Source organism: Acinetobacter sp. BD54, assembly GCF_044778325.1.
Classification (GTDB): domain Bacteria; phylum Pseudomonadota; class Gammaproteobacteria; order Pseudomonadales; family Moraxellaceae; genus Acinetobacter; species Acinetobacter baumannii.
Genome location: NZ_JANJEP010000007.1, coordinates 16,445 through 42,835, shown reverse-complemented (window position 1 = coordinate 42,835; position 26,391 = coordinate 16,445). Strand labels below are relative to the sequence as shown.

21 protein-coding genes are annotated in these 26,391 nt (G+C 41.2%); 6 read left to right on the top strand and 15 right to left on the bottom strand.

The annotated features are described in order from the left end of the window. Positions 1–64 precede the first annotated feature (64 nt). The 4 genes from NQ782_RS12575 to NQ782_RS12560 all read right to left on the bottom strand — a co-directional run bounded on the left by NQ782_RS12575 (position 65) and on the right by NQ782_RS12560 (position 5,577). A complete protein-coding gene (locus NQ782_RS12575) occupies positions 65–1,204 on the bottom strand; it encodes an acyl-CoA dehydrogenase family protein (RefSeq protein ID WP_057093002.1) in 1,140 nt (379 codons plus the stop codon). Positions 1,205–1,277: 73 nt separating this feature from the next. Then, the gene (locus NQ782_RS12570) at positions 1,278–3,164 is read right to left on the bottom strand and encodes a feruloyl-CoA synthase (protein ID WP_171251900.1); all 1,887 of its coding nucleotides are present in this window, start codon (positions 3,162–3,164) and stop codon (positions 1,278–1,280) included. An 84-nt stretch (positions 3,165–3,248) separates the two neighbouring features. Beyond that, the gene (locus NQ782_RS12565; RefSeq protein WP_057092998.1) at positions 3,249–4,700 is read right to left on the bottom strand and encodes an aldehyde dehydrogenase; all 1,452 of its coding nucleotides are present in this window, start codon (positions 4,698–4,700) and stop codon (positions 3,249–3,251) included. Between the two features lie 37 nt (positions 4,701–4,737). Continuing rightward, a complete protein-coding gene (locus NQ782_RS12560; protein WP_002040868.1) occupies positions 4,738–5,577 on the bottom strand; it encodes a p-hydroxycinnamoyl CoA hydratase/lyase in 840 nt (279 codons plus the stop codon). A gap of 247 nt (positions 5,578–5,824) precedes the next feature. Here NQ782_RS12560 and mhpT point away from each other — a divergent pair, with 247 nt between their 5' ends. From mhpT to NQ782_RS12545, 3 genes are all read left to right on the top strand, one after another. After that, positions 5,825–7,057: a 3-(3-hydroxy-phenyl)propionate transporter MhpT gene (mhpT, locus tag NQ782_RS12555; protein ID WP_000411715.1), complete on the top strand. Its 1,233-nt coding sequence runs from the start codon at positions 5,825–5,827 to the stop codon at positions 7,055–7,057. Between the two features lie 70 nt (positions 7,058–7,127). Further along, a complete protein-coding gene (locus NQ782_RS12550; protein ID WP_000252463.1) occupies positions 7,128–7,586 on the top strand; it encodes a MarR family winged helix-turn-helix transcriptional regulator in 459 nt (152 codons plus the stop codon). Positions 7,587–7,692: 106 nt separating this feature from the next. Beyond that, on the top strand, positions 7,693–8,385 hold the full coding sequence (locus NQ782_RS12545; RefSeq protein WP_081405555.1) for a GntR family transcriptional regulator: 693 nt from the start codon (positions 7,693–7,695) through the stop codon (positions 8,383–8,385). Positions 8,386–8,428: 43 nt separating this feature from the next. Here NQ782_RS12545 and NQ782_RS12540 read toward each other — a convergent pair whose 3' ends face one another. The 5 genes from NQ782_RS12540 to NQ782_RS12520 form a co-directional block, all read right to left on the bottom strand. Then, a complete protein-coding gene (locus NQ782_RS12540) occupies positions 8,429–9,373 on the bottom strand; it encodes a PDR/VanB family oxidoreductase (RefSeq protein WP_057093769.1) in 945 nt (314 codons plus the stop codon). Positions 9,374–9,385: 12 nt separating this feature from the next. Further along, entirely contained in the window at positions 9,386–10,462 is a 1,077-nt protein-coding gene (locus tag NQ782_RS12535; protein WP_000470071.1) for an aromatic ring-hydroxylating dioxygenase subunit alpha, read from the bottom strand. Positions 10,463–10,695: 233 nt separating this feature from the next. Continuing rightward, the gene (locus tag NQ782_RS12530) at positions 10,696–11,883 is read right to left on the bottom strand and encodes an OprD family outer membrane porin (RefSeq protein ID WP_057093767.1); all 1,188 of its coding nucleotides are present in this window, start codon (positions 11,881–11,883) and stop codon (positions 10,696–10,698) included. A gap of 12 nt (positions 11,884–11,895) precedes the next feature. Then, the gene (locus NQ782_RS12525) at positions 11,896–12,849 is read right to left on the bottom strand and encodes a formylglycine-generating enzyme family protein (RefSeq protein ID WP_086267446.1); all 954 of its coding nucleotides are present in this window, start codon (positions 12,847–12,849) and stop codon (positions 11,896–11,898) included. 25 nt (positions 12,850–12,874) lie between these two features. Then, the gene (locus NQ782_RS12520) at positions 12,875–14,560 is read right to left on the bottom strand and encodes an arylsulfatase (protein WP_057093765.1); all 1,686 of its coding nucleotides are present in this window, start codon (positions 14,558–14,560) and stop codon (positions 12,875–12,877) included. A 372-nt stretch (positions 14,561–14,932) separates the two neighbouring features. Here NQ782_RS12520 and NQ782_RS12515 point away from each other — a divergent pair, with 372 nt between their 5' ends. Together NQ782_RS12515 and NQ782_RS12510 are read left to right on the top strand one after the other, a co-directional pair. Then, entirely contained in the window at positions 14,933–16,279 is a 1,347-nt protein-coding gene (locus NQ782_RS12515) for an MFS transporter (RefSeq protein ID WP_057094302.1), read from the top strand. A gap of 31 nt (positions 16,280–16,310) precedes the next feature. Beyond that, complete coding sequence (locus NQ782_RS12510; RefSeq protein ID WP_057094305.1) at positions 16,311–17,591, top strand: OprD family outer membrane porin; 1,281 nt, start codon at positions 16,311–16,313, stop codon at positions 17,589–17,591. Positions 17,592–17,650: 59 nt separating this feature from the next. Here NQ782_RS12510 and NQ782_RS12505 read toward each other — a convergent pair whose 3' ends face one another. The 4 genes from NQ782_RS12505 to NQ782_RS12490 all read right to left on the bottom strand — a co-directional run bounded on the left by NQ782_RS12505 (position 17,651) and on the right by NQ782_RS12490 (position 22,702). Next, on the bottom strand, positions 17,651–19,321 hold the full coding sequence (locus NQ782_RS12505) for a GMC family oxidoreductase (RefSeq protein ID WP_057094307.1): 1,671 nt from the start codon (positions 19,319–19,321) through the stop codon (positions 17,651–17,653). A gap of 28 nt (positions 19,322–19,349) precedes the next feature. Next, positions 19,350–20,243, bottom strand: a complete 894-nt coding sequence (locus NQ782_RS12500; RefSeq protein ID WP_057094309.1) for an alpha/beta hydrolase — start codon at positions 20,241–20,243, stop codon at positions 19,350–19,352. Positions 20,244–20,315: 72 nt separating this feature from the next. Continuing rightward, entirely contained in the window at positions 20,316–21,170 is an 855-nt protein-coding gene (locus tag NQ782_RS12495) for an SDR family oxidoreductase (protein ID WP_057094311.1), read from the bottom strand. A 44-nt stretch (positions 21,171–21,214) separates the two neighbouring features. Continuing rightward, positions 21,215–22,702 (bottom strand): NAD(P)/FAD-dependent oxidoreductase, encoded by a 1,488-nt coding sequence (locus tag NQ782_RS12490; protein WP_057094312.1) that lies wholly within the window; start codon positions 22,700–22,702, stop codon positions 21,215–21,217. A 136-nt stretch (positions 22,703–22,838) separates the two neighbouring features. On the opposite strand from NQ782_RS12490, the gene NQ782_RS12485 reads away from it, so the two are divergent. Beyond that, on the top strand, positions 22,839–23,852 hold the full coding sequence (locus NQ782_RS12485) for an AraC family transcriptional regulator (RefSeq protein ID WP_000872537.1): 1,014 nt from the start codon (positions 22,839–22,841) through the stop codon (positions 23,850–23,852). An 11-nt stretch (positions 23,853–23,863) separates the two neighbouring features. On the opposite strand, the gene NQ782_RS12480 is transcribed toward NQ782_RS12485, so the two are convergent. Both NQ782_RS12480 and NQ782_RS12475 read right to left on the bottom strand, forming a co-directional pair. Next, positions 23,864–24,739: a class I SAM-dependent methyltransferase gene (locus NQ782_RS12480; RefSeq protein WP_057094314.1), complete on the bottom strand. Its 876-nt coding sequence runs from the start codon at positions 24,737–24,739 to the stop codon at positions 23,864–23,866. A 111-nt stretch (positions 24,740–24,850) separates the two neighbouring features. Beyond that, positions 24,851–26,374, bottom strand: coding sequence for an NAD(P)/FAD-dependent oxidoreductase (locus NQ782_RS12475; RefSeq protein WP_000126740.1), 1,524 nt, complete (start codon positions 26,372–26,374; stop codon positions 24,851–24,853). Between the last annotated feature and the right edge of the window lie 17 nt (positions 26,375–26,391).

The following is a 26,391-nucleotide window of genomic DNA, read 5'->3' as shown; positions in this document are numbered from 1 at the left end:
TATCATTTTTTGTTTTCAACAAGGCATAGTTGTTGTGTCTGCCTTGTTTGGTTTTTAAATCGAATTATTTTCCGAGCAGTTCTCGGGCGACGATTTCCTTCATAATTTCATTGGTTCCCCCATAAATTTTTTGTACCCGCGCATCCACAAAAAAACGTGAAATCGGGTATTCCTGCATGTAGCCGTAGCCGCCAAAAAGCTGAAGTAATTGGTCAATCACTTCACATTGGACATCGGTAATAAAGCATTTCAGTGCGGCAACTTGAGTGACGCTTAACTGGTGTTGTTGATACAGCGCTGCACATTGGTCTACAAAAGCTTGAGCGGCTTTTGCTTTAATTTGCGCGTTTGCGAGTACAAAGCGCGTGTTTTGCATTTGGCTTAAAGGTTGTCCGAAAGCTTTACGCTCTAGTACGTAGTCTTTGGTGAGTTCTATGGCACCTAAAATTGACCCCAAAGCCATCATAGAAATACTCAAACGTTCGCGAGGTAACTCTTGCATTAAATAAGCAAAGCCTTGTCCTTCTTCCCCCAGACGCTGAGTTGCAGGCACATAAACATCATCAAAAAATAGTTCGGCTGTATCTTGAGCATGTAGCCCAATTTTTTGTAAAGAGCGACCTTTTTTAATGCCGTCTAAAGCAGCATCAACTAATAATATTGAAATGCCTTTTGCTTTAGCTTGAGGGGCAGTTTTTGCCACCAAAACAATCAGGTCGGCATGTAATCCATTTGAAATAAACGTTTTTGAACCATTCACACGATAGTGGTCATTTTCTAAAATGGCTTGAGTGCGTATAGCCTGTAAGTCTGAACCTGCATTGGCCTCTGTCATGGCAATTGCAGTGACGACTTCCCCTGTCACCATTTTCGGTAACCAATAGCGTTTTTGCTCTTCGGATCCGATATTTTGCAGGTAAGGAGAAACCAATTCATTTTGCCCACCAATGGCAACAGCTAAAGACGCAAAGCCCGCTTGAGCAGTTTCTTGAACCAGCATGAGGGAGTAATGAACAGGAGCGCCATAGCCGCCATATTCCTCAGGCACATCAACACACAAAAAACCATTTTCCCCAAGACGAAGCCATAGATCACGTGGGATAAGACCATCGTGTTCCCATTGTTCGTAGTAGGGAGCAACCTGTTCTTTTAAGAACCTGCGATAGCTGTCCTGAAATAGTTCAAATTCTGTATCGTGTGGCATGTTGAACCTTTTTTGGCAAAAGTGAGGCTAAGGCCCAAACCGAAGTTTGAGCTTCCTTTTTTATTTCAATTGCTTATTGTTTTAAGGTGGGCACCCGAATAATCAGTGGGTTATCAGTCTGCTTTTGATAAAGCTCATCAATTAAAGCGGTACGACGTTTCGTAATACTGCTTTGATTAAGGTTGCCTTTATCGGTCACTTCGCCTGCATCGAGTTGAGGGGGCTCGGTCATTAAATAAAGCATGGAGACTGTACTTGAACTACCAGTCGCATCTTTATTAAAGGTCGTTAAAAATTGGCGGAACCATTGCTGGACTTTAGGATGCTGTAATATCTCTGTTGCAGAATGTTCACCAAGCTTAAGACCTGCATATTGAGCACAAGCATCTAGTTTTGGAAAAATCAAAAAGCCAACCGCATTTAGGTTTGAACCTGTAATGCAGACATCTTGAATCAGTAAATTACCTTGAATAAGCACTTTGTTGCGTAGTGTGCCGACATTCACAAAAGTACCCGTATTGAGTTTAAAGTCTTCGGCAATTCGTCCGTCGTACATTAGGCCTTTAGTTGGATCATTGACATCGACCAAACGAACGGCATCGCCTGTATGGAAAAAGCCTTCATCGTCAAAAATAGTGCTTTGCTGGTCTGCTTTTAAGCGCCAATAGCCTCTCATGACGTGTTTGCCACGAACGCAAAACTCAAGTTTGTCACCACATGGCACTAGCTTAATTTCACATCCCGGAGCAGGGTAACCAATAAAGCCAGCCATCACGCGTGGGCCAGTTGTAAAAGCACAAGATGGTGCTGTTTCAGTCATGCCCAATCCGCTCATAATACGGATTTTTTCTCCGCAATGTTGCTGGGCAATTTTATCGAGTCTGTTCCAGCCCGCTTCTGAAAGTGCAGCACCGGCAAAGAATAGAATTTTAACTTTGGCAAAAAAGCGGTCTCTTAATTCTTCATCTTTTTCTAACGCTTCGGTGAGTTCTTCCCAACCTTTTGGCACATTTAAATAAACGGTTGGAGAAATTTCTTTGAGATTACGAATGGTTTCGTCAAATTTTCCTGCAACGGGTTTGCCATCATCAATGTAAATGGTACCGCCGTTATAGAGTGCGATGCCGACATTGTGACTGCCGCCAAATGTGTGGTGCCAAGACAACCAGTCGAGTAGGACAGGCGGCGTTTCTTCAAACTCAGGGAAAGTCTGCAATAACATTTGCTGATTAACACACAACATTAAATGTGTGGTCGGCACAGCTTTAGGCAATTTGGTTGAACCTGATGTAAATAGAAATTTGGCAATCTGGTTTTCATCAAGGGTTTGGTAAAACTCTTGAACATTTGTAACTGACGTATCTAACAGTGATTGAAAAGACGTGCAGATCTGATCGCCTACAATCCCTTTATTGGTTACCACTTCAATATCAGGTGTAATACACGCTTGAATGGCTTTAGTAAAGGCTTGTCCATCGCTGGCATAAACCATACCAGGTGTGAGCACTTCAAACACATGTTTAAGTTTGCCAAAGTCTTGAGAAATCAGAGAGTAGGCAGGGGAAATAGCAGAGAAAGGCACACCTGCCAACATGGCACCCATAGAGAGTGTTAAATGCTCAAGATCATTACCACTTAAAATAACGAGTGGTCGTTCTTGGCTTAAATTACGGTCATGCAAAGCCTGAGCAATGTGCCATGCGCGTTGTAGAACTTCTGCATAACTCAGTTTGACCCATTCGCCTTGAGCATTACGTTTTGCTGCAAAAATATGGTCGGGCTTGGTTTGTGCAAAATGAATTAACCGATCTGTCAGTTTTTGTGGATACGGTTTTAATTGCTCTTTTGGGCTGATATAGAGCGTTTGATCTTTATAGTGATAATGAATATCGTGTTGCCCTAATTTTACGAACCGTTCGCGGTCTTGTGATTGAGTGGCATTCATTTGCATTTCTTTCACTCCATGGAAAGCGCATCACTGCGCTTTATTTTTTTTTGCATCATGCAATTTTTATTTAATCTGTTTGTCTTCGTATTAGCCTGACTAAATCGGGTAATGACGTGATTGGGTTTGAATGGTAACCCAGCGTAAATCGGTAAACTCGGCAATAGATGCTTTACTACCAAATCGTCCGTAACCACTCGATTTTGTTCCGCCAAATGGCATTTGAGCTTCGTCATGTACGGTTGCGCCGTTAATATGACAAATACCCGAATCAATCTGTTTAGCGACTTCTAATGCCTGTGAAATATTCTGGCTAAACACTGCCGAAGACAGACCAAACTCGCTGTCATTTGCCAGTGCTATGCCTTCTTCAATACTTGAAAAACGTTGAACTGTGCATACAGGTCCAAATGATTCTTCGCGGTAAAGCAGCATGTCTGGTTTAATATTGAGTACCAGCGTCGGTTGCATGGTGGTGTCTTCAATATGAATGCCTAAAGGTAAGTCAGCACCTTTGTTTTGGGCATCTTCTAGCAAATGCTGAATACGGTTTGCAGCGCGGCGACTTTCTAAAACACCCAATACATTGTCTTTTGAGGTTGGATTACCTGCCTGAATAGAACGGGTTTTCTCAATCAACTTTTCAATAAACTGGTCGGCAATTTTATCTTGAACCAAAACACGTTCGGTCGACATACAAATTTGACCCTGATTAAAGAACGCTCCAAAAGCGACTGCATTTACGGCTTCATTAATGTCAGCTTCATTTAAAACCACAACAGGGGCTTTACCACCGAGTTCAAGTAAAACAGGTTTTAAATATTTAGCAGCAGTCTCGGCAATAATTTTGCCGACTTTGGTTGAACCGGTAAAATTAATGCGCTTCACGGCTGGATGAGACACTAAACGCTCTACGATTTGTGGTGCATCTTCGGCGGCATGCGTAATTACATTTACCACACCTTCACCAAGACCCGCTTCATGTAACACTTCACCAATGAGACGATGTGTTGCTGGGCAGGCTTCTGAGGCTTTTAACACAACCGTGTTTCCACAAGCCAAAGGCATGGCAAGCGCACGTGTTGCCAAAATGACAGGGGCGTTCCAAGGTGCAATTCCTACAATCACACCACAAGGAACCCGTACACCCATTGCAAGATTGCCCGGCACATCTGACGGAATCAGGCTTCCGTCAATTTGTGTGGTCATTGCTGCTGCTTCACGTAACATGTTGGCAGCAAGGTGAACGTTAAACCCATACCATGTCGCAGTTGAACCTGTTTCTTGCATTCCAGTTTCAATGAATTGCTCGGTCTTTTGGTCCATTAAATCGGCTGCTTTTAATAAGCGTAAACGGCGCTCGGTAGGCGAGAGTTTCGACCATACTTTAAAAGCTTGCTGCGCTGAATCGATGGCACGATCAACATCTTCGAGTGTTGCAGCAGCAGCTTTAGTTGCTACCGTTCCATCAATTGGACTAATACGCTCAAAAGTTGCCTGATTTGATGCATCAACAGATTGACCGTGAATAAGTAACTGTACATTTTGCATGGGTTGCGTCCTTACATTGCCATTAAAGAATCAAAAGTTAACCAGTACGTTTATAACTCTGTAAACCCGGTTTAATTGATTTTTCATCTAAGAATTGTTTCAAACCTTCTTGGCGACCATTTTCAGTATCGCGGTGGATACATTGATCAAGCTTGGCATATAAGTAGTCTTCGTTTTGGTCCCATGTCAGTTCGCGGCAACGCTTAAAGCCATTTTTAGCTGTACGAAGAACTACTGGGTTTTTCTCAAGTAAGCAATTTGCAAGCTCAGTTACTTCTGCTTTTAATTGGGCAAGCGGTACGCTTTTGTTCACAAGGCCCATCGTTTCAGCTTCTTTACCGCTAAAAGTTTTACCCGTCATGATGTAATACAAAGATGCACGATGACCTACCGTATCTGCCATGGCTTTGCTTACAAGGTTGCCCGGTGGGATACCCCAGTTAATTTCAGATAAACCGAAAGTTGCTTCATCTGCTGCAATTGCTAGGTCACATGCCACTAAAGGTGAGAAACCGCCTCCAAAGCACCAGCCATTGACCATAGCAATGGTTGGTTTTGAATACATACGAAGAAGTTGCCACTGCCAACGACATGAGTCACGACGAATACGCTCTTGGAAAATCTCTGGTTGAGTATCGACTTCACGGAAATATTCCTTCAAATCCATACCCGCTGTCCAAGAGTCGCCTGCACCAGTCAGAACCAAAACTTTAGCATTTTGATCAAGCTCAAGGGTTTCAAGCACATCAATCATTTCACGATTGAGGGTTGGGCTCATGGCATTTTTCTTTTCAGGGCGGTTTAAAGTGACCCATGCAATTCCATCTTCAACTTTAACATCTACTGTTTCCCAGCGGTTTTCATAACTCATCTTCATACTCCTTGAATGATTTCTTGCTGTTCTGGGATTTAATCTAATATCAGTTAAACTTACATTCAAGTCTTTTTTGGAAAATTTCACAAATATTTTATAATTTGTTGTATTTTAAATATTAATTATTTTAAAAATTAATTTTAAATAAAAATATGTTGATTTTTTAATAAGTTTAACTGATATTTTTGGTGTGTTTAAAAATAATACACAAAGGGCTAAATGGAACGACTAGTCAATAAAGGACAACACAATGGAAAAAATATCAGGACAGCCTTCAAGGGCAAAAATCACGTTGCTACTGTGCTTTGCCATAGCGATTTTTGAAGGCTTTGATCTTCAATCAATGGGGGTAGCCGCTCCACGAATGCGGGCTGAGTTTATGTTAGACAATGCCCAGATGGCATGGGCATTTAGTGCTGCAATTTTAGGGACGTTACCAGGTGCAATATTAGGCGGTCGGTTTGCTGATATTGTCGGGCGTAAGAAAATTCTGATTTTTAGTATTTTACTTTTTGGAATTATGTCTTTGCTAACGGCTTATGCTGCTAACTTTAGTTTGCTATTACTCATTCGTTTTTGTACAGGTTTAGGAATGGGTGGGGCATTACCCATGATGATTACACTTGCCTCTGAAGCTGTACCTGACCAGCACAAAGGCACTGCAGTTAGTGTGATGTATAGCGGCATTCCTTTTGGTGGCTTACTCACTTCCGTCGTTGCCATGTCATTGGCAGGCGATGCAGAGTGGCGTCATATTTTCTATATCGGGGGGATTGCGCCTATTTTACTAATCCCACTGATTATGCGCTTTTTACCTGAGTCAAATGACTACCTGCAACGCAAAGTTCAAGCACAGCAAACTACGCCATTCTTTGAGGTTTTATTTGCCAAAGAGCGTCGTATGTCAACCATTCAACTTTGGATAAGTTTTTTCTGCACATTGGTGGTGTTGTACTTCTTGTTGAACTGGTTGCCATTGCTGATGGGTGCGCAGGGCCTATCAAAACTACAGGCGAACTATGTACAGATGGGCTATAACGTTGGCGGAATTTTAGGTTCGATTCTCATGGGCGTATTGCTTGATAAATTACGCATGAGCTTTGTGATTAAGCTAATTTATCTCGGCATTTTATTCTCACTATGCTGTTTAGCAATTTCTCCAACCGTTGCTTTACTTGCACTTTCGGCAGTGGGTTGTGGCTTATTCATTGTGGGTGGGCAATCAGCGTTGTATGGTTTGGCTGCCATGTATTATCCAACCGAAATGCGTGGAACCGGAGTTGGCGCTGCGGTTGCAATCGGGCGTATTGGTTCGTTTGCAGGGCCTTTAATGGCAGGGTTTTTACTCTCGCTTGGACAAAGCTCGACCATCGTGATTGGTTCAAGTATTCCAGTGATCTTAATTGCAGCGATCTCTGCATTACTTCTTGTCAAAAAACCTAAACAGCCTGTACATTTAGTACAAAGCTCAGGTGCTCGCTAAGTTTTAACGAAAGTATGGGGTTAGAACCTCATACTTTCACTACAGATTTTCTTATGATGATTGAAAGGTTATGGTACGTTCGAATTTAGTTCAAAAAAAAGTAGAAGATGAGCCTAAGTTAAGTTACATGATTGCTCGTGTTGACCGAATTATTAGTAAACATTTAACAGAACATTTAAAAGAGCTTGAAATTACCTTACCGCAATTTACCGCACTTTCTGTTTTAGCTTCAAAAAGTAATTTATCCAATGCCAAGCTTGCTGAGCGTTCTTTCATAAAGCCCCAATCTGCCAATAAAATCTTGCAAGATTTACTGGTGAATGGCTGGATTGAGAAAAAACCGGACCCGACACATGGCCGCCGTATTTTAATTACCCTGACCGAAAGCGGGATTGAAAAGTTAAACAAATGCAATGAAGTGGTTTTAAAAGTCGAAGAAAAAATGCTTGAAGGCATTGATATTAACTTGGCTTATTTAATTCGCAATAATCTCGATATTATGGTCAATAATCTTAAAAATTTTAAATAAGTGTGTTTGTTTAGGTTGAGTTAAATTGCTAAGTACTGATTCACACAGAAAATTGATTTCATTTTGCAAATGAACTTGCTAGCATCGAAGTGACGTTTTTGATGATGTGTGGCAACGAATGTCTTCAGGACAACAAGTTTTACTAAAACTAAGAAAAATGATTATTTCAGGGGAACTTGAAGGCGGTGCCAGAATTGCCGAGATTCCTACTGCCGAGTTACTTGGTGTTTCACGCCAGCCTGTTCGTATAGCCTTTCGGTTGCTCGAACAAGAAGGTCTCCTCATTAAAAACCCAACTCGTGGTTACACGGTTCGTGAAATTTCCGGAAAACTGGTGCATGACGCACTTGAAGTGCGCGGTGTGCTTGAAGGGTTGGCTGCGAAAACTTTGGCCGAACAAGGCTTAAGCGAAGATCAGAAAAAGACCTTGCAACATTGCATTCAGGAAACTGAAAAACTCTTTAATGAAAAAGACGAGTTTGGTGATGCTGAGCTAGAACGTTATCACCATTTTAATGTCATCTTTCATGACACCATTATTGAGGGGGCGCAAAACGTTGCGCTCATCCAAGCCTTAGCAAAAAACAACCAATTGCCAATGGCTTCTGCCCAAGCCATTACCTATGACCAGAACCAAGCTTTATCGGAATATCGCCGTTTGCACTATGCGCATTTACAGCATTGTTCGATTTTCGATGCATTGGTAAATCGTCAGGCAGGGCGTGCTGAAACTTTAATGCGTGAGCACAGTAGTGTGGTGATTTTAGGTGAAACCCTAAGAAATGTTCTCAGCGCTTAAGGTAAAAGAAGTTCCTTTATTTTTGAATAAAGGAACTCTCGAGTTAAAGCTCAATTACAAGATGTTTAGTTTTTGCACGAGAACAACAAGGCGTAAATTGGTCATTTAGTGCATGTTCCTCATCGGTCATAAATAAATCGCGATGATCAGGTATACCTTCTACAACACGGGTAATACATGTGCCGCAAATGCCTTGTTCACATGAAACAGGAATATCAAAACCATTCGCAATTAATGCTTCAGTAGCAGTCTGCTCTGGCAATACTTCAATTCGGCGGCCTGTACCTTTCACTTCAATTGTAAAAGCTTCATTGTTGGACGTATCTACTTTTTGCGCGACAAAATGCTCTTGATGTAACTGTTCGCTATGCCAACCTGCTTGTTCGGCCGCGTTCATGACAAACTGCATAAACCCTGTAGGCCCACACACATATAAATGTTTATCAGGTGAAGCTTGGCCCAAAGCCTCTACCATATTACATTCGGTGTCTGATTGATCTTGAATGTGAAAATGGACTTGGTCACCAAAGTGCTCGGTTAAATTGCCATAGAAGGCAATCATTTCATGACTACGAACGAAGTAGTGCAATTCAAAAGGAATATTGGCCGACTTAAGCCGATACGCCATCGACAAAATAGGGGTAATCCCAATACCGCCTGCAAATAAAACCGCCTGTTTGGTTTGTGGGTGAATCTCAAATAAATTACGCGGTTCACCAATCTTTAAATGGTCGCCTTCACGATATTCAGTATGGATACAACGTGAACCACCGCGTGAATTGGCATCATGTAAAACACCAATGACATAACGATGTTTTTCAGTGCAGCAGTTTGAAAGTGAATACTGACGGGTGAGGCCGTTTTTTAGATGCACATCAATATGTGCACCTGCTTCAAAACTCGGCAGCTCCGTACCATTTGCTGCAACCAATTCAAAAGCACGAATGGTCGGGGTGAGCTGGTGAATTTTTTGAATAATAACGTCCATGTTCATGCTCCTTTAAATAATCCGAATGTTTGGAAACTTCTGTGTGGACGTTTCAGGAGGTGTTTTATTTTCTTCGGCAAGTAGTCGGTCAATGACCTTACGAGACTGGACACCGCCTGCGTCGATGTTGAGCATCAGTAACTTGCGATGTGGATTGTTTAAAATGTTTTGCTGCTGTTGCTCCAGCATTTCTAAATCTTCAGTAAAGATTTTGCCTTGGCCTTCACGAATTTGATCGGTGAGTTCAGCATTATCTGGCTGGAAGTTACGTGCCATTCCCCAGAAATACCAATGTGATGTTTCAGTTTCCGGTGTAATAAAATCGACCACGATTGAGGACACTTTTTTGTCTTTCGGTGCGTGATAACCGCCATGTCCAGCATGCGCTACACCTACTTCAATGTGGACATTACTTGGCGCAAAGAAGTGGCAACGTTGCCAACGGTCGACAGGTACATCATCTGCTAAATGATTGCCGCGAAGGGCCATTTGCCAAAATGGAGGTGCGATCACATTTTCCATATAGCGTTCGGTAATGACATGGTCACCGTCAACTTTAGTCACTGGCAGGGCTTCATCAATTTCTTTTTGCCCAATACTGCTTGAGTGAACATAGGTCTCATGGGTTAAATCCATTAGATTGTCGATCATTAGGCGATAGTCGCACTGAATGTGAAACAAGCCTCCGCCATAGCTCCATTCAGGATGATCTGCCCATTCTAAAGTTGGGAGTTTTGCTTCATCTGCTAAAGCCTTTTCACCTGGCCATACCCAAATAAAGCCGAACTTTTCAACAACTGCATATGCTTTGTTGCAAGGGAAACCATTTACACGTTGGGCTGGCATTGAAACAGTCTTTCCATCACAACCCATGACTAAGCCATGATAACCACAGACAAGGTTGCCATCTTCGACATAGCCAAGTGAGAGTGGGGCACCTCGATGCGGACAAAAATCTTCAACGGCTGCAACTTGGTTTTCTTTACCACGATAAAAAACGATTTTTTCACCACAGATGGTGCGACCTAATGGTTTATCTTGGATTTCTTCTGGACGGCAAGCGACATACCAAGCATTTTTAATAAACATTTGTGACGACTCCTTATCACTTATTGGATCCAATTTATAATAAATAAAAATATTGGTCAATTGATAAGCAGTATATTTATTCAAAAATATTGTTCTTTAAAGTTGGTTGATTTGTCTGTTTTTAACTGTTGTTAAGGACTTCTACGTTTCTTTGGAATTTTGTGGTGAAATTTTTTATTGGTTTATTTGGATCCATAATGGCTGTAATTATAGCCATTATGGGGCGTGAAAATTTAGAAATTAAAAGTGTAATGAAGCATCATGCGCTGTTCATCCAGACTTTTGCCATGTTTGGTGTCGTAGTTAATATTTAAGAAAAGAAACTTAAGATTTTTAATCCAAGCATTTAGGTCGTATTGAATCAACACGTCACTTTCTTGCTCAAAATCCTTTTGGTTCATGGTCTTAAATGAATCGCCATAAATATATTTATAGGTGATTTTTAAACCCTTGATATAGTCTTTAAAGTCATACGAGGCAACGAAATGATAAGACTTTTCATCTGCTTTGGTAAACGCGCCTAAGGTCCAGTTCACCATATGCGGGATGGGCATATTGTCGAGTTTTGGGATGCCATCTTTGCCAAAGTTTTCTTGATAGCCAATTCCGGTTGTAAAGTTGCCATGTTTGATGAAATGCATAGCGCCTATGGATGTATTGTCATATTCACCAAGCTTTGATTTACCGACATCGTCGTGGCGAAACACACGTAATTTTGTAGTGTGCTGCTTTGTCCATTGATAATCAAAAGCAAGGTAACTTTGATTGATGAGATCTGTTAAGTAACCATTATAAAATTTCCAGTGGTACCGTGGTGTTTTGCCATCCCATTGAAAGAAATAGAGTCCGTCAGATTCATGTTTTGATATGGCGAGTTTGTGGTAGTCCTCCTCATTTTTGGGTGAATAACGGTTAATCAAACCCAGCTCGAAATTTTGTTGCGGTGTCTTATATTTTAATTCCAAGCCTTTGTAGTTCACTCGTAATTGATGTGTGTCGACTTGTGGGGTAAGTGGTGAGTCGGGAATAATTTCACCTACATTCATGCGAAAGTTTTGATATTCAATTCCAGCACCTAAGCCATATTTAACTTGGTCTTGTGCTTGTTTCTTGGTATTAGGGTCAAAGGGTATGACCATATCATTGGTGTGTTGGTCGCTACTTAGGCGATAAGCATATTGAATGCTTGGATTGAGGTGTAGCTGAACCTCATTAAGTTTGGTTGACCAGTCGCCACGATAGATCAGGCCTTGGCTCAAGCTATGAGTATCGGGGCTGGTCCCATTTTCATATTGTCTGTCGAAGTTGAATGTTTTTAGTGTGAGTGTATTTTGAAAATTAACATCGACTGCACTATGAGCTAAACAGCAGGCAAGGGTCGTCCCTGAGAAGAAAATCCCATAAATAAAAATATGCTTCATTTTTAAATCCGTTTAAAAGCGTTTTACTGTTCTAAATCCGACATGACTGGTGGCAAGGTCGAGTTCTTGTGGATGCCTCGCGGCAGCACGATAACGCGCGCAATAGTTGGTAGCGCATAAATAAGATCCACCTTTAATCGTGTATTGCAAAATCTGTTCGTGACTTTGCCGATATTTCGATGGATCTCCCATATGATGATCTCTTGGACCTGTATAGGGTGTTTGCGTCCATTCCCATACATTGCCAATCAAGTCGTATAAGCCAAATGGGTTTTTGCTAAAACAACCAACAGGGGCCACATCCTTAAAACCATCTTCCTGAACATTTTTGTATGGAAATTCACCTTGCCAGAAGTTGGCTACAATATGGCCTTCATGGGTGGGGCCAATGTCGGAGTTTTGCTGAAAACCTTTGGCTGCATACTCCCACTCAAGCTCAGACGGTAAGTCATGACCGAGCCAGTTTGCATAAGCATAAGCATCATTCCATGTCACCATACGTACAGGTTCATGAGGTGCAGGTTGTTTAGGGTTGTTTAATCCCCAAGGATGTTTCCAGTTGGCACCTTTTCCAAATTTCCACCACTGTAATTCTTCAACTGGATGCTCAGGTTGTACAAACATGGCCGCACCGCCTTGCTTTTCTGCATCGGTGACATAACCCGTTTGTTTAACAAACTCTTGAAATTGGGCATTGGTGACTTCAGTTGCATCAATTAAAAAAGCGGGAACGGAAGTTGCCTGTAAGTTTAATGGGCGTTCATCTTCATAACCTTGTGTGGTGCCTAAAACAATTTTTCCTTGCGGAAGCTTGACCATGCCGGCTTCTTTGTTTTTAGGCCAACCCGAAGGAAGGCCCGAATAAGAATTACATTTAGCTTTGCTGCCTAAGTCGGGCAAGGTGGTCTGTTCTAGTTGAGGCGTGGTTTTTTGGCATGCACCAAGTAAGAGAAACGATGAAAGCATCATGATTTGTTTCATCTGGTTTTCTCTACTTTTTATTGTATTGCTCAAAATCCACAACACCATTTTCATCGGCATATCTTAAATATTTATTATTTAAGACTTTGACGATCTCAGGATGTTCTGCATAAACATTATGTTGCTCATTAAAATCTGTTTTTAAATTGTAGAGTTCCCAACCGTGGCTTTTAAATTTAGAAGGTGAGTTTTCAACAAGTTTCCATTCGTCAGTTTTGGCGTAGCGGCTGCCATGCAATTCTTTAAAGTCATAATAATTAACAGGGCGAATACGGGCAGTATTATCCTTAAAAGCAGGAATTAGGCTAAAACCAGACGGTTTAATTTTAGTGCTTGAAGTTGGATAGATTTGATTATTTTGAATACCCGCTAGTTCCATAACGGTTGGGAATATATCTCTGACTGTCGCAAAGTTATTATTAATTCCACGTTGTTTAGAAATTTGTACAGGCGATTTAACAATAAATGGAACACGTACTCCACCTTCTGAAGCAGCTGACTTCCAGTGGGTAAATGGTGTGCTGCTCACTTCGGCCCAGCGTGGTCCCATGTAAACATATGAGCTGGCGTTACCTATATTTTCATAGCGATTGTCGGCATCACCCATTGGGAAATTATGATCACCACCTTCAGCGCCGTTATCTGACATAAACACTATCAAAGTGTTGTCATATAAATGATGCTTTTTAAGATATTGAATAACATCGCCCACTCGATCATCTAACTGAGTGACCATGCCAGCATAAACTTCCATTTTACGCGCTTCATATTTGCGCTCTTGTGGGGTGAGTTCATTCCAGCTTTTGGTGCCTAAAGCTTGGTTACCACGTTCGACTGGGTATTCTGCATTTGTAGGAATTAATCCTAATTGCTTTTGTCTCTCAAAGCGTTGTTTACGAATTGCATCGTAGCCTTGATCGTATTTACCTTTATATAAATCTCTATAGTGAGCAGGTGCCTGTATCGGCCAGTGTGGAGCTGTATAGGCGAGGTAGGCAAAAAATGGTTTTTGCGCTTTATTTTTGTCTAAGTACTCAAAAGCTTTTTGTGTAAAAAAGTCGGTCGAATAGTAGTTGTCAGGCAGTGTGACCTTTTGACCATTTTCTGTGTATTGAGTATTGCGCGGATAGTTTTTAGGTTGGTCTTTAAAATGTAAATCGAAGCCATCGAGTAGAGCAAAAGATTGATCAAAACCACGGGCTTTAGGGTTTTGGTCGGGAGCATAGCCTAAATGCCATTTACCGACCATAAAGGTGTAATAATCTTGTGTTTTTAAAATTTCTGCGAGTGTATACGCATTTTGCGTTAGGTGTCCTGAATATCCATCAATTTTAAGGAGTGCACGTGGGCTATTGGCTCCAACCAATTTTTCTTGTCGTTTAGAAGTTTCATACATGGCACCTAAACCTACCAAGTGGTTATCTGCACCTGTCATAAGCTGTGCACGAGTAGGTGAACACATTGATGAAGCATGAAAATTGAAAAGCATTTTTCCTTGCTTTAACAGGCTGTCAATATGAGGTGTTTTAATCTCACTGCCATAGGCACTAATGTCTGAAAATCCAAGATCATCGGCCAAAATAATCATGATGTTGGGTAGTGGCTGATTTTTTGGAGATGCTGCTTGCGTTGTGTAAAACAATTGGCTGGCAAAAAAAAGTCCCAATGTAAGCTGGCTTACTCTTTTGAGTTTCATAACAACAATCCTTTGAAGTTTTATAAATGCATCTTGCATTTCATAGAAATGAACAGAGCTTTTTTGGCTAAAAAATGCTCTGGAATCGATCATAATAGATTTTTTATTGTGGATCCATAAAAATATTCAAACAATCTAATTTTATGTTTTTAATAATTTTATACTTATATAATTTATATGTTTATAGATGTTTTAATAATCAATTTATAATTTTAGTTGATTTTTTGGATCCAAATATTCAGTATAGAAAAAGAGCAGGATGCTCAAAAAACAAATATTCCTCTAGGTCATTATGGATACGGATGTGCATAACCACCCAATCGCTCATATTAGCAATGTCGTGTGTATGTCTTATCCAAGGGAGATACACAAATGGAAAGAGACGTTCTAAGTGAGATCAATCAAAACAACATGAGCCGTTACCAATGGTTCGTCATTTTGATCTGTATTTGTCTCAATATTATTGATGGCTTTGATGTGATGGTAATGGCATTTACCGCTCCATCCGTGTCAGCAGAATGGTCACTTTCAGGGGCACAAATTGGCTTGTTGCTAAGTGCTGGCCTTTTTGGAATGGCTGCCGGTTCCATTTTTCTCGCGCCTTTAGCCGATAAAATCGGTCGCCGTTTACTCATCTTAGTTTGTCTTGTCATTGCAGGTCTTAGCATGTTGGGCTGTGCTTTAGTACAAAGTCATGGCATGTTGGCCGCACTTCGGTTTATTACCGGAATTGGGGTAGGTGGGATTCTTGCGAGTAGTAATGTCTTGGCAAGTGAATATGCCAATGCACGCTGGCGCAGTCTCGCAGTGAGTTTAATGTCTACAGGTTATGGCATTGGTGCGACACTGGGCGGAGTACTCTCACTAGCATTGATTGAGCATTTAGGTTGGCGTTCAATCTTTTTGGCAGGGGGCATCACAACCATAGTGATGTTATTGATTAGTGCGTGGTTATTACCTGAATCTTTAGATTATTTGTTGGCGAAAAGACCAAAACAGGCACTAGAACGTATTAACGCAACAGTAAACCGCATGGGGTTAACTGCTTTAAAAGCTTTACCTTATTACGGTCAGAATAATCAAAAAAATACAGGTGATATTGGTAAATTATTTTCAGGGCAGCAGGGGTTCCAGACACTTTGCCTTTGGTTTGCATTCTTTTTAGTGATGTTTGGCTTTTACTTTGTCATGAGCTGGACACCAAAAATTCTGATTTCAATGGGAATGTCGCCTGAACAAGGCGTAAGTACCGGTATTTTAATTAGTATTGGTGGTATTTTCGGAGCAGCCATTATTGGTTTACTTGCTTCACGCATGAAAATTTTCTATGCCCTAAGCTTATTTCTGGGATTAACCTCTGTCTGTGTTTTCCTATTTGTCGCCGTTTCATCTCAAGTGAGCATTGCTCTCATAGTCGGTTTATTACTTGGCACACTCATTAATGGCTGTGTGGCAGGTTTATATTCTATTTCTCCAACAATTTACGATGCTGAAATCCGTAGTCGAGGTGTGGGCTATGCGATTGGTTTTGGTCGGATTGGGGCAATCTTATCGCCAACGGTTGCAGGCATTTTCTTAGATAAAGGTATTGCACCTGCAACGCTGTATGCCTATTACGGTGTGGTGTTTATTTTGGCTATTTTCCTGATTTTGAGTTTAGGTAGCGCTTTTTACCGAAGTAAGAAAGAGCAAAACTTCTCACTTAAAACAGCACCTTAATCCATTAAAAATTAAATAGTTGAGTTAAAAAATGAAAAAGACACCATTGTGGGTGGGGGTATGCTTGTGCCCATTATTTAGTCAATTTGTGCATGCTGAGTTTATAGCAGACAGTAAAGCTGAGCTGACGCTGCGTAATTTTTACTTCGACCGAGACTATAAAAAAGACCCATATCCCTATACGGCGGCCAGAGATTGGGCACAGGGTTTAATTTTTAAAGGACAGTCGGGTTATACCGAAGGGACAGTTGGGTTTGGTGTTGATGTGCTCGCAATGGCAGGTTTTAACCTGATGGGAAGCCGTGCTGATGACTATGCACGTAGTGGCTTATTACCAGTGAATACTGACAACTCGCGTGACGACTATTATGGAAAAATAGGCATTACAGGGAAGGCTAAATTTAGAAAAAATGAGCTTTTTGTGGGAGATTTAGTTCCACAGTTACCGACCATTTTTTCATCGCCAGCACGTTTGTTCCCACAGACTTATCGCGGTATCCGTTTTGTTTCAAATGAAATTCCAAATCTTCAACTTGAAGGGTTTTATGTCGACGAAGTACGGCAGCGCGATTCAATTCGTTATACCGATGTTGGAACAGACAATATCAATCATCGATTTAACAAAGCTGCCACCACTGACTCGTTTTATACTTTAGGTGGAAGTTATCAGTTAAAAGACTACCGTTTACGTGCTTATCATGCTGAACTCAAAGATATTTACCAGCAACAATTTTTGGGTTTTAACGGAAAACAGCCTTTAAATGACCAGCTTAACTTTTTAAATGATGTGCGGTTTTTTAATAGTGAAGAAACTGGAAGTAAAAAAATAGGAGAGGTCGATAACCGACATATTAGTGGCTTATTTGGTTTGAACTATCAAAATCATACGGTTTCTTTGGGCTACATGCAGTCTTTTGGCTCGACTGGTCTGCCATTTTTGTCGGGAACTGAAAGTCCGGTTGTGCTTGATTTTATGAGTTCGGACTACTCAAATAAAGACGAAAAAGTCTATTCAATTCGTTACGAATATGACTTTAAAAATACGCGGATAGGGGATGTTTCATTAAACGGACTACGTTTTATGACTCGCTACGCAAAAGGCGAAGATATTGATTTACTGCAATATGGCGATCAGCGATTTAAAGAAGATTCGCTAGAGTTTGATTTGGGTTATAAAATTCCAGAAGGCAAGTTAAAAGGCTTAGGAATGCGAGCTCGCTTTTCTCACTACCGTAATGACATGCCAACGAATATGACTTTCCACTCGGCAAATGAAACGCGGTTGAATGTTGATTACACCTTTAAATTTTAAATATTAAAAAAGCAGGTTGAAACCTTTTATTTGAGGTTTTAACCTGCTTTTGGATGTGGTTAAGCAGATACTTTTGCTGTTTCTAAAACTTCATCATGAGTTTGAGTATAAGCTTGTTCTTCTAAAGTATGTTTAGCCGGAATATAAGACATTGCACGTTCTGCCAGAGCTGTAATGGTGAGACTTGGGTTAACGCCCAAATTTGCACCTAACATTGAACCATCTACAATGTATAAGTTTTTATAGTTAAACACCCGATTTTGTCCATCTACCACACCACGCTCTGGACTTGAAGCAATTGCACAACCACCCATACAGTGAGCTGTAAAAGGTACATTAAACAAAATTTCGGTAATGGTCGTCATGGGGTGGCCATTAAACATTTTGGCAACTTTTTCAGTAAATGCATTGGCCTGCGGAATATAAACAGGTAGCTTTTTACCTTCGCTCGATAACACTTTACTAAAAGGCCAGAACCAATTACGTTTCAAGCGCATGTTGATTGAGGCATCGGCAGTTTGCATCACTAAGAAAATTAAGGTTTGACGTGCAAAACTGACAGGATTACTCATACGAAGGAAAATAAATGGATGGCAAATGAGTGCCCATAACCAGAAGAAAATACGTGTCCAACCCGGTTTGCCTTTAGCCATGTAAGTACACATAAGGCCCATGGCATCTGAGCCACTTTGGTAGCGAGTTGCTTCAATGTGAGTGTCATGGTCAATGTAAATACTTGAACCAATAGCAACACCTTTACTCATGTCGACATCTTTATCAAAAAAACGAACACCTAAAATTGACTCGGCATTGGTACGAACCCGATTACCCAAATCATCAGAAATATTTGGCAGAGAACCGGACTGTTTTAAACGGAACAACATCTCTTGTGTCCCTAAAGAAGATGCCGAGAAAATCACATTACGAACTCGCCAAGTACGACGTTGTTTGTTAAACCATGAGCTTGAACATTCAGTCGTGACTTCATAACCATCGCTGCCATCGGCTTTATCATTGAGCGGTTTAACATCAACTACTTTGGTTTCTTCATAAACCTTGGCGCCATTTTTTTCGGCAAAGTACAAATAGTTTTTATCTAATGTATTTTTTGCGTTGTGTTTACAACCCGTCATACAACCGCCACATGCGGTACAGGTGCCACGGTCTGGACCTTCGCCGTTAAAATAAGGGTCGGGGTAGGTCTTCCCACCTTCTTCACCTTCCGGTGGAAAGAAAGTAGCAACACGAGTGGGTTTAAATGTATGGCCGACACCGACTGCTTCACCCATTTTCTTTAGCATGTGGTCGGCAGGGCCGAAAATTTTATTATCAGTCACGCCAAGCATACGTTCTGCTTCAGCATAGTGCTGAGGCATTTCATTTTTCCAGTCCGCCGCATCTGCCCACGTGCCCTCATCCCAAATATGTTCAGGTGGAACCAGTAGGGTATTGGCATAGGTAATTGAGCCGCCACCTACGGCGTTACCGCAAATAATGGTGACATGGCGAAAAAAACGCATGTTGAAATAACCGAAAAGTTTCATGCTCGGACGCCAAATCCAGCGGCGGGTATTCCAGTTGTTTTTAGCAAAATCTTCAGCTTTCCAGCGTCGCCCCATTTCCATTACGGCAACCGAGTAGCCTTTTTCGGTTAAACGGCAAGCAGAAACACTACCACCAAAGCCTGAACCAATAATCAGGTAATCATAGTCATAATTGTTTATTGTCATGATGAAGGCTCCTGTCTAATGATATTTTTTATATTGACTCTGTATGTTTATCAATGAATTGCCTAATGCGCTCAATGGAGTCATTAGATTCCTTTAGTATACCTGCATGAAATTGAAAAACATGTCCGACTTGGTCATAAAGCTTTAAGTTCGTCGGAATGCCGTATTTTTCAGTCTGTTCAGCAAGACGTTTTGCATCGTCTAATAAAACTTCTTCGGTACCGACATGGATCAGAACTGGCGGTAATCCGGTTAAGTCAGCATAAAGTGGGGAACACGTTGGATCGGTTGCCGATTTTTGGCCGCAATAGTTTTTTGCACACCAAGTTAACCAGTCTTCCGAGAGCATTGCATCTTGAGCAGCATGAGTTTTTATTGTGTTTCCTGAAAGACTTAAGTCAACCCAAGGCGAAAGTAAAACTAACGCCGCTGGTAAAGGTAAACCCGCATCTCGTAAAGCAATTACGGTGCTTAAGCTCAGCCCGCCGCCAGCGGAGTCACCCGCAATTACAAGTTTTTTAGGGTCTTGTCCGTAAGCAAGTAAAGTTTTATAGACTGCAATGCTATCTTCAATAGCAGCAGGGCTTGGGTGTTCTGGGGCCAGACGATATTCAGGTAACCAGACTTGTGCTTGAGCTACATGTCCGATCTGAGCGGCAAGTTTAGCGTGACTTTTGCTACTGCCCACGACATAGCCACCACCATGTAAATACAAAATACCGAGACCCGACTTAATAGTCCTAGGCAGAATATGAAGCGTAGGAACTTGAGCAATTATTTGCTTTTTTGTTTGATAACCACGAGGCCCAAGCACAATAGCGCTGGCTGCATCACTACAAAAACGTTGTAGCCTTAGTGGTGTTTTAGGGGATAAAGCTGGACGTAGTGTGGTACGGATGGTCCATGCAAGAAGCTGCTTCATAATAAGGACTCATACTAAGCATGTGAGATTAGCCAGCATCTCCTAAAATTAAGAGCATGCTGACCACTATTTTTATTTTGCTGATTTGTTGAGTAGGCGAGTTTGCCAAGCGGTCGCGGCTGCAAAGATCTTTTGGTAGCCTTGCGGCAGAATACGCTGAATTACATCAACGGCTTTTGCATCGGCTCCAATAAGTAAACGGCGACGGTCCTTACGAACAGCTTCCAAAATTTGCTGAGCTGCATCATCAGCAGGGGTGCGAAGTAATTTATCGAAAGCATCTTGGCTTTTTAGCGGGTCCATTCCTAAAGACTGGACGCTATTATTCATACGTGCAGCTTTGGCAATATTGGTGCGAATACCACCCGGATGCACACAAGTCGCGCTCACACCAGCATTTTGCATATCAAGTTCTTGGCGCAATGATTCAGTAAAACCACGAACGGCAAATTTACTGGCGTTATAAGCACTTTGGGTCGGTTGAGCTGTTAAACCAAACATACTAGAAATATTAATAATATGCCCATCACCACTTTGCTTTAAGTAAGGCAAAAACTCTTTGGTGCCATAAACCACGCCCCAAAAATTAATACCAATGAGCCATTCAAGATCTTCATAGCTCACACCTTCAGCCGTACTCCCTATTGCGACACCAGCATTATTAAAAATCAGGTTAACTTGGCCATGCTCATCTACCACTGCCTTTGCCCAAGTTGCAACCTCATCACGTTTAGCCACATCAACTTTTTGAGTGGTGACTTTGACAGAATAGGGTGCTAAGAGCTCGACTGTTTTGGCTAACCCGGCTTCACTAATATCAGAAAGTGCCAGATGACAGCCTTGTTTGGCGAGGGCTATTGCAATTGCTTGTCCAATACCTGAACCCGCACCTGTCACAGCTGCGACTTTATTTTTAAAAGACTCCATAAAATTCTCCGTTTATTTTTCTCATTTCCTATAGCGAAGCGTATTTAAGAAATAGCCGACACCTGAGTGTAGTTTTCAATGTCAAAGCGACGAGTGCGTTGGCGATATTCAAGGGTAAAACCTGGCCAGTTATTGGTATTTTTGCCATCAGCAGTTTGATACCAACTGGTACAGCCTTGCGCCCACACCGTTTTTTTCATTTTTTCCTGAATATTTTGATTAAACTCGTGTTGAATTTCGGCACGAATGTTGGTGAACAGCAGGTTATTTTTCAAAGTAGTGCGCAGTGCATCTAAAATATAATTCACCTGACTTTCAATCATATAGACGATTGAGTTATGCCCGAGGTTGGTATTTGGTCCATACAACATAAAGAAGTTAGGGAATCCGTTTACTGTTAGGCCTAAATAAGCCTCAGCACCATCTTTCCATGTGTCTTTTAATGTACGCCCATCAAGTCCAGTAATTTGCATTGGCGCCATAAATTCAGTCGCCGTAAAACCTGTACCGTAAATAATGGCATCAACTTCACGCAGCTTTCCTTCCGTGTCTAAAATGCCATGTTCGGTAATTTCTTGAATGCCGGTATTAATCACATCAACATGAGGTTGGGTCAGCGTTTCATACCAGTGGTTAGAGATTAAAATACGTTTACAACCAATTGGATAGTCCGGCATTAAACGATGGCGTAACTTCCCATCTTTAACAACTTTTCGAATGTGGCGCTGGAATATGTATTCCACCAAAGGCATTTCATTGAGTGAAGTTGTAAAGGCAAGTAGGCGAATTTCATGATGACCATATTGCAAGGCACGGTCTAGACTTTGCAAGATCGGCAGTTTACGGAAAGCTTTTTTCTCTAAAGGTTGGTAAACCCGATCCGGTTTTGGAATAACATAGGGCGCTGAGCGTTGATAAACGTCTAGGTGAGCCACTTGTTTTGCAATTTCAGGTACAAACTGAATCGCGCTTGCGCCTGTGCCAATGACTACAACACGTTTACCAGTTAAGTCATAGTCATGGTCCCAACGCGCTGAGTGAAATGCCTTACCTTTGAAGTTTTCAATGCCTTTAAGTTTTGGATAGGCAGGGCGGTTGAGTTGGCCTACCGCACCCACTAAAAATTCAGCTTCAAACTGTTCACCAGTTGTACTTTGAATGTGCCATACACCTTGCAGTGCATCAAATTCGGCGTTGGCTATTTCAGTGTTAAATTTGATGTGCGGGCGAAGGTCATATTTATCGGCACAGTGACGTAAATATTGATAAATCTCTTGAGATGTCCCGTAGCGATTTTTCCAACCAAGTTCCTGTTCAAAAGAAAAAGAATAAAGATGTGACGGCACATCACATGCAGCGCCCGGATAAGTGTTGTCACGCCAGACACCACCTACATCGGCAGCTTTTTCAAATAGAGTAAATTGTTCAAAACCTGCTTGTTTGAGACGAATGGCAAGTCCTAGACCACCAAAGCCAGTGCCAATAATGGCGATGCGTACATTTTTATTTGAATTAGACGACGAATTAAACATAGGCTGCTCTAAAATCCTTAAAAACAGTGAGCGAAAAAATCGCAATTTCCTGTATGCAGAATAGACGTTTATTAACTTGATTTAGAGGATGGATGAGGACAAAATATTGTGATTCGAGGACATTCTGAGCGATACAGTGAAGTATGCATGGGCATTTGAACGCAGTGTACATAGTGTTCGGTTAATGGCTGATTTCGCGATGGAATCAGGCATCTCTTATCAGACAATTTTGCAAGGGACTGGGCTTAGCCAACAACAATTACTTGACCCTAATATGGTGGTGACAGGCCATCAGGAATTACAGTTGATTCATAACTTGGTTGAGCAACTAGGAGACAGACCGACATTAGGCTTAGAGGTGGGCACACGCTATCATTTCACCACATTTGGGCCATTAGGCATGGCTCTGATGAGTAGTGCGAGCATTCGTGAAGCACTGGATTTGGCTTTAACCTATTTTACTTTAACCTTTGCTTTTACCCGCTTTGATGTGTCGGATACACCGCAAGGAATCCGTATTGAAATTGATGAGCAAGATATTCCATCTTCAGTACGTCAATTCATTATTGAACGCGATGCCGCTGCACTCATTACGGTACAGCGAGATTTGGTGCAGGACAATTTTTGCCAATATTTGGCTTTTTCTTTCCAACCTAAAGGTGATGCCGAGCCTTATCGGAATTTATTTGGGGTCATGCCAGAATTTGGCGCAGCTAAAAGTTTTGTAATTCTTGATCCGCAAAAAGTGGATCAAAAATTACTCATGGCGAATGAGTTGGTTCTGCACACTGCAGAAGAACAATGTCGTCAAATATTAGAAAAGCGCCAATCACAAAATAAATTTACAACCTTAGTGCAACAGCAGCTGATGAGTATGCGTGGGGAAATGCCATCCATGGATATAGTGGCTGATCGACTGCATTTAAATATAAGAACCCTGCGCCGTCACTTGGCATCGGAAGGAATGACTTTTATCCAGATTCGTGAAGAGGTTAGACAGGTCTTAGCAGAGCAATATTTGGCATTACCAAAAGCTTCTGTTGAGCAAATTGCCGAATGGTTAGGTTATGCCGAACCTGCCAGTTTTATTCATGCTTATAAAAGATGGCATGGAAAAACACCTCATGCCATGCGGTTAAATAGCCAATAATCAAAATATCTTTATTTCTTTAAACGCAAATGTAGCAAACGTGTTGCTGATGTATGGCGTATATTGTCGGCACGCTTATAAAAATAACGTTCAGTAATAGCTTCACCAGACAAGTCTTCGATTACTTCAAAATCCATTTTTTCAACCGCCTGATGTAAATCTGAAGGTTTAAATTGACCTAGTAAAGGTTCTTTGAGCAAATGGGTAAACTGTGCAACGCCCATACTCCCAAGTCGCTCAATACCTTTTAATTCCTGAAAATCGGTTGAATAGTCGAGTACCACTTCGCTTCCGTTTGCAGCAAATTCAGCAATACTTTTTAAAGTTTGTAGCGTAGTGTCTGGTTTTAAATAATGAGTGGTGCCCAGCCAAGAAAAGAAAGCCGGAGCTTTTCGTACATAGCGACTTCGGGCAAGCGCTTCAGAGATAGATTCTTTCTCAAAGTTAATAGAAACAAATTCAACAGTAGAGGGAAGTTCGCCTAATTTTTTGAGTTTAGATTGTTTGGCAGCCTGAGTATCAGGATGGTCAACTTCAAAAATTTTTAAAGTTGGATAATGCTGTGATTTTCGGAGCACAAAAGAGTCTAAACCCGCTCCAACCAAAACATATTGCTCAATATTGTGTTGAACAGCTTGATTAAGTAAGTCCTCGGCATAACGTGATCGACCGACAACCTGCCCACTCAATAAACCTAAGGTACGGTTTAAAATGGGTGAATTCATTAATTTAACAATGAGTGGTGTAGATAAAAGCTTTTTCCAACCTTTACTGGTCATTTCAAAAGCATAGGGATCTGAAAATACAGGGTTTGTCGTATTTTTAAAGTGATTCGCACGTAAAGCAGCAGCGGCTTCGGCAGTACGACTTGATTGACCTTCTTTCATCTTTAACCTGTTCTTTTATTTCTTGAAGATTGAATGAAGAAGGCAGTGTATTTCATGAAAATCTAAAATACACTGCCCATTCCTTACAACTGATTTGGTCAAATTTACAAATTAATGTGTCTTTGACATTTGATATGTAACTTCATAATCCTTCAAGTCTAGTTTTTTCAAACGTTGTTTAAGCTTTTTCAATGACCACGGCCATGCTGCAAAGTTGCGACCATTAGCGTCAAGGTAATAACTCTTACAGCCACCACTATTGAATACAGTTGTTTGTAAGTGCTTTTGCACCAAGTCGTTGTGCTTTTTAATTACATCAGCCTTAACATTTAACTTGCTAATTCCTTTGTTTTTAATTTTTAGCAAGCCATCTACAATATAGTCGAGCTGTGCTTCTGCCAAACCAATAAATGAGTCATAAACCAGTACGTTTGGTCCCAATACTAAGAATGCATTTGGTACATTTTCAATGTTAGTTCCTAAGTAAGCTTCCGGTGAACTATTTTTCCACAAATCATTTAAACGTTGGCCTTTTTCATTAAACACACGTTTGCCGATTGGTGGGTGAGATACTTCAAAACCTGTACCCCAAATAATCACATCAACTTCATGGCGTTCGCCATTAGCTGCAATCACCGTATTGCCTTCGACTTTAACCAGGCCATGTGGAATAAGTTTGGTATTCGGTGCTTGTAGTGCAGGGTAGTAATTGTTAGCAAACAAAATACGTTTACAACCAATATCAAAATTAGGCGTTACGTTTTTACGTAACTCAGGGTCTGCAATTTGAAGTTTAAGTAATTGCTTGCCGAGTACATTTACTGGTTTTAGCGCAAGTGGGTTACGTAAACCAAAATTAATCGCATTGAGGGTTAGCGCTACACTTTTACGCCAACTTGCTTGAATTGCTGGATATTTGGCAATAATTGATTTACTAAACTCACCCAAATCCGTATCCGGTTTTGGCAGTACCCAAGGAGCCGTACGTTGGAACACAAATAGCTCTTTTGCTTTAGGTTGAATTTGTGGCACAAACTGGATGGCAGATGCACCTGTACCAATTACAGCAATGCGTTTTCCAGTAAGGTCGTAGTCATGATTCCATTTCGCTGAATGGAACATTTCACCAGTAAAGGTATCTAGACCTTCAAGACGGGGAATCTGGGCTTCGGTAATTGGGCCTGTTGCAAAAATAACAGTTCGCGATAGATATTGACCAGTAGTTGTATCAAGTACCCACAAATGGCGTGATTCATCCCAAGCAGCATTGAGTAGTTCGTTGTTAAACTCAATTTTAGACGTAATATTAAACTCGTTACTTACATCTTCTAAATAGCTTAAGATTTCCGGTTGACGCGCAAATAAGTGACTCCATTTTGCACTAGGCGCAAACGAATAAGAATACAAAGCCGACGGTACATCGCAGCCACAGCCCGGATAGGTGTTTTCACGCCAAGTGCCACCCACACGTCCTGCTTTTTCAATAATTTTATAGTTGGTATAGCCAACTTGGTCGAGACGAATCGCTGCAGCGATACCGGAAATTCCGGCACCGACAATAAAGGTATCGTAAATATGGTGAGGTGAATTGACAGCTTTTTTTGCTGATGCATTTGTTTTCATTTGAGCAGTCATATGGGTACTACCTATAA

Excerpts from the sequence above, each read along its gene's own strand:
- NQ782_RS12515 (WP_057094302.1), top strand. The coding sequence starts at position 14,933 with ATGGAAAGAGACGTTCTAAGTGAGATCAATCAAAACAACATGAGCCGT.
- NQ782_RS12500 (WP_057094309.1), bottom strand. The coding sequence starts at position 20,243 with ATGAAGCAGCTTCTTGCATGGACCATCCGTACCACACTACGTCCAGCT.
- NQ782_RS12480 (WP_057094314.1), bottom strand. The coding sequence starts at position 24,739 with ATGAAAGAAGGTCAATCAAGTCGTACTGCCGAAGCCGCTGCTGCTTTA.
- NQ782_RS12490 (WP_057094312.1), bottom strand. The coding sequence starts at position 22,702 with ATGTTTAATTCGTCGTCTAATTCAAATAAAAATGTACGCATCGCCATT.
- NQ782_RS12565 (WP_057092998.1), bottom strand. The coding sequence starts at position 4,700 with ATGCAAAATGTACAGTTACTTATTCACGGTCAATCTGTTGATGCATCA.
- NQ782_RS12495 (WP_057094311.1), bottom strand. The coding sequence starts at position 21,170 with ATGGAGTCTTTTAAAAATAAAGTCGCAGCTGTGACAGGTGCGGGTTCA.
- NQ782_RS12535 (WP_000470071.1), bottom strand. The coding sequence starts at position 10,462 with ATGTTTATTAAAAATGCTTGGTATGTCGCTTGCCGTCCAGAAGAAATC.
- mhpT (WP_000411715.1), top strand. The coding sequence starts at position 5,825 with ATGGAAAAAATATCAGGACAGCCTTCAAGGGCAAAAATCACGTTGCTA.
- NQ782_RS12540 (WP_057093769.1), bottom strand. The coding sequence starts at position 9,373 with ATGGACGTTATTATTCAAAAAATTCACCAGCTCACCCCGACCATTCGT.
- NQ782_RS12510 (WP_057094305.1), top strand. The coding sequence starts at position 16,311 with ATGAAAAAGACACCATTGTGGGTGGGGGTATGCTTGTGCCCATTATTT.
- NQ782_RS12520 (WP_057093765.1), bottom strand. The coding sequence starts at position 14,560 with ATGAAACTCAAAAGAGTAAGCCAGCTTACATTGGGACTTTTTTTTGCC.
- NQ782_RS12475 (WP_000126740.1), bottom strand. The coding sequence starts at position 26,374 with ATGACTGCTCAAATGAAAACAAATGCATCAGCAAAAAAAGCTGTCAAT.
- NQ782_RS12530 (WP_057093767.1), bottom strand. The coding sequence starts at position 11,883 with ATGAAGCATATTTTTATTTATGGGATTTTCTTCTCAGGGACGACCCTT.
- NQ782_RS12505 (WP_057094307.1), bottom strand. The coding sequence starts at position 19,321 with ATGACAATAAACAATTATGACTATGATTACCTGATTATTGGTTCAGGC.
- NQ782_RS12525 (WP_086267446.1), bottom strand. The coding sequence starts at position 12,849 with ATGCTTTCATCGTTTCTCTTACTTGGTGCATGCCAAAAAACCACGCCT.
- NQ782_RS12575 (WP_057093002.1), bottom strand. The coding sequence starts at position 1,204 with ATGCCACACGATACAGAATTTGAACTATTTCAGGACAGCTATCGCAGG.
- NQ782_RS12550 (WP_000252463.1), top strand. The coding sequence starts at position 7,128 with ATGGTACGTTCGAATTTAGTTCAAAAAAAAGTAGAAGATGAGCCTAAG.
- NQ782_RS12560 (WP_002040868.1), bottom strand. The coding sequence starts at position 5,577 with ATGAAGATGAGTTATGAAAACCGCTGGGAAACAGTAGATGTTAAAGTT.